Origin of the sequence: Prosthecobacter sp. (genome assembly GCF_044378005.1) — a bacterium.
Taxonomy (GTDB): domain Bacteria; phylum Verrucomicrobiota; class Verrucomicrobiia; order Verrucomicrobiales; family Verrucomicrobiaceae; genus Prosthecobacter.
The window spans coordinates 1-2,713 of sequence record NZ_JBILYB010000323.1; the positions used below are offsets into that span (position 1 = coordinate 1).

Consider the following 2,713-nt stretch of genomic DNA (forward strand, 5'->3'; position numbering starts at 1 on the left):
CCCGGCTGGCTTTCCAGCCAGGCCACGAGTTCAGGGAAGAAGTCCTCGGTGAGCTGCACGGCGACGGCGGAGTTCTTCGGGCTGGTGCCGCCTTTGGTGGCGGCGCGGTCCTGGAGGTAGGTGGCGGAGCTGAGGGCGGCGACGGGCTTGCCGCTTTTGTCGCGCAATTCGAGGTAGAGGCAGAAGGCAGCGCACTCGCGTTTATCTTCGAGGATGACGTTTCCTTTCTTCACCGGTGCCCGGCGGGTGGCGGTGCCGGTTTTGGCGAGGGCGAAAAGGGTGAGTCCTTTGGCGGCGAACTTGGTTCGCGCGGCGGTGATGGAGTCGCTGATACGGGTGGCGGTGCTGCCTTCAAGGCCTTCGGCACACTGCTGCATCCCGGCGTGGACTTTGGCGAGGGTTTCATCGGTCAGGGGCAGCTCGGCGAAGTCTTCGAGCTGGGTTTCCTTCTTCGCATCGACGGTGAGGCGGGCCTGCACTTTGCGTCCCGTGCCGAGGCGGGCGTAGGCTTCGGCGAGCTTGAGATTGCTCCAGTAGTTTGTTCCAGAGCCGAGCAGCATGGAGGTGTATTTGCCACGCACGCTGCTGACGGCATCGAGCTGCAGATTCGCACGCTCGGGCAGCACGCTGGAGAAGCTGTTATAGACGAGGGACTGCATCACAGCCTTGGGGTCTTCCTCCTCACCTTCTTTTTTGGTCTTCGCTGGCAGTGGTTTGAGGATGTCATCCTCCACGCCGATCTGCTTCAGCATCGGCACGAGCACTCCGGCCTCCCATTGCTCGATGGAACCGGCGGCCATGTTTTGAGTGAGGCCGACATCGTAGCATTCAGCCAACTTGGGAAAGGCAGTGACCTCAGGCCTGTCGAGCCCGCCAGGGATGGTGTCGCCCCGGAAGTAGCTGGAGAGATCCGCCTTGGCCGTGGGAAAAATGGGCGAGCCGTTGGCACCGATCCGCACATCCTTTGCCAGCATCAACAGGCCGAGATGCAGGGTGTAATCATTCGACGACATGCGCAGGAAGCCGTTGGAGTCCACGCGGCGCGGTCCCACCGTACCATAGGGGGCGGCGAGCTTGTAGCCGAGCAAGGTTTCACGACCTCCGGCGGGTTCGTCGATGACGAGCTTGCTGAGTTCGGGATGCGTGTCCCACACGGCGCTGGCAAACAGCGGCTTCGTGGTGGAGCCGATGGGGATGAGCGTGAGGTTTTGGTTCAGTCCAAGGCGGCGCAGTTTGGCTTCGGTGACGCCGGGCATGGAGCCTGCCTGAGCACGCTGGCGCATCTCCGCGATGTCAGCAGGAGCCGGATAGGACGGCATGGCGAGCACATCGCCATTTAGCGCGTTGATGATGCAGATGGAGGCGGGTTCGAGCTGGATGTTCCGCACGGAGGAGCGGCGTGTGTCAAAGCCTCGCACCGTGTCGAGAAAGATGCGGTTCACACTGCTATGCAGACCGCGATCAATGCTGGGGCGAAGGTTCGGCTGGCCGATCTGGTCGGGCTTCGGATGCTCCTGCACGAAGCGATTCAGCGCGTCCTGGAGCTGCTGGAAGTAAGGCAACTCGGCGGCGAGTTCGGGATCGACGAGGTTCACCTCGCGGCCGTCCTCCAGCCAGCGACGGCTGACCATGCCGCCCGCGTAGCGGCCATAGCGCAGGGCGATCTCACGACCCGTGCGCAGATGCAGGATGCGCAGGCGGTCGCCATCACGCAGCGGCGCAGAGTTGTTTGGCAGTTTCACGTCCTTCATGTCGGCACTGCGGGCCAGGAACTTCTTAACGGCATCGGAGCCCGTGCGGTTGATGACCTCGCCGTTGAGCTTGATCTGGCATTGCGCCGTGTCGGTGAGCTGCAGCACCACCTGCTCGCCATGCAGCATCAGCCGGGCGAGCGGTGATTCATCGCCGTAGAGTTCAAAGGCGCGGGCGCGGTGATGGCTCTGGTTTTTGCCCGGTTGAGTCCAGGCATTGAGATTCAGCACTCGATAGTCCTGTGCGGAGGGAGCGCCGTCCTCATCCATGGCGGAAAAGCCGAGGTAAAGGTTCTCGCTGACCAGTGAGGGCAGCTTTTCACCCCCCAGCGAGAAAGCACGGCCAGCGCGCCGACGACGCCGAACTGGGCGAAGATGAAGACGGCGGAGACGTTGTCATTCAGCGCGGTGACGGCTTTGGCGCTGAGGACATCGACCTGGAGGTAGCCTTCGCCAAACAGGCCGCGATGGGCGTAGTTCGCCATGATGGCGTGGTCCTGGGCGATGCGCTCGGCGGTATCGGTGCCAAGGTTGATGAGGTAGTCTTCATCGGCGAACTGCAGCACGCGCAGCAGGGTGCTGTCGGTGACGAGTTCCTCATCGCTGGCCATTTCATCGAGCAGGCCGGGCCAGGTGCTGATGAGCGCCTTCGGTGCCGTGAAGACGAGCAGCATCATGAACAGCGGCAAAACAAGACCAATGCCGCCGATGCTGGCGAGCCAGGGCTTGTCGCGTTTCAGCTCCTCTTTGCTGACACGCAGGCTGCGCACGAGTCCCTCCCACGAGGCGCAGAGGCCGACGGCGGCGAGCACGAGCGCCATGGGCACGAAGTAGAGGAACATGCCGAGATCACTGGTGATGAGGGCGGTGATGGCCTGGCAGCCAAAGAGCCAGAGCGTGATCAAGGTAAAGCGCGTGACGACTCGTGGACGCAGGCCGCCGGCGAGTTCCTTTTCACCCCA

Annotated in this window: 2 protein-coding genes; both read right to left on the reverse strand. The window is 62.8% G+C overall.

The features are described 5' to 3' along the window. On the reverse strand, window positions 1-2,021 hold a 2,021-nt coding region (locus AC6FTP_RS26775; protein WP_497209955.1), incomplete at its 3' end, for a hypothetical protein. After that, window positions 1,976-2,713 (reverse strand): hypothetical protein (locus AC6FTP_RS26780; protein ID WP_497209956.1); only part of this gene is annotated, 738 nt, incomplete at its 5' end. The genes AC6FTP_RS26780 and AC6FTP_RS26775, both read right to left, overlap by 46 nt.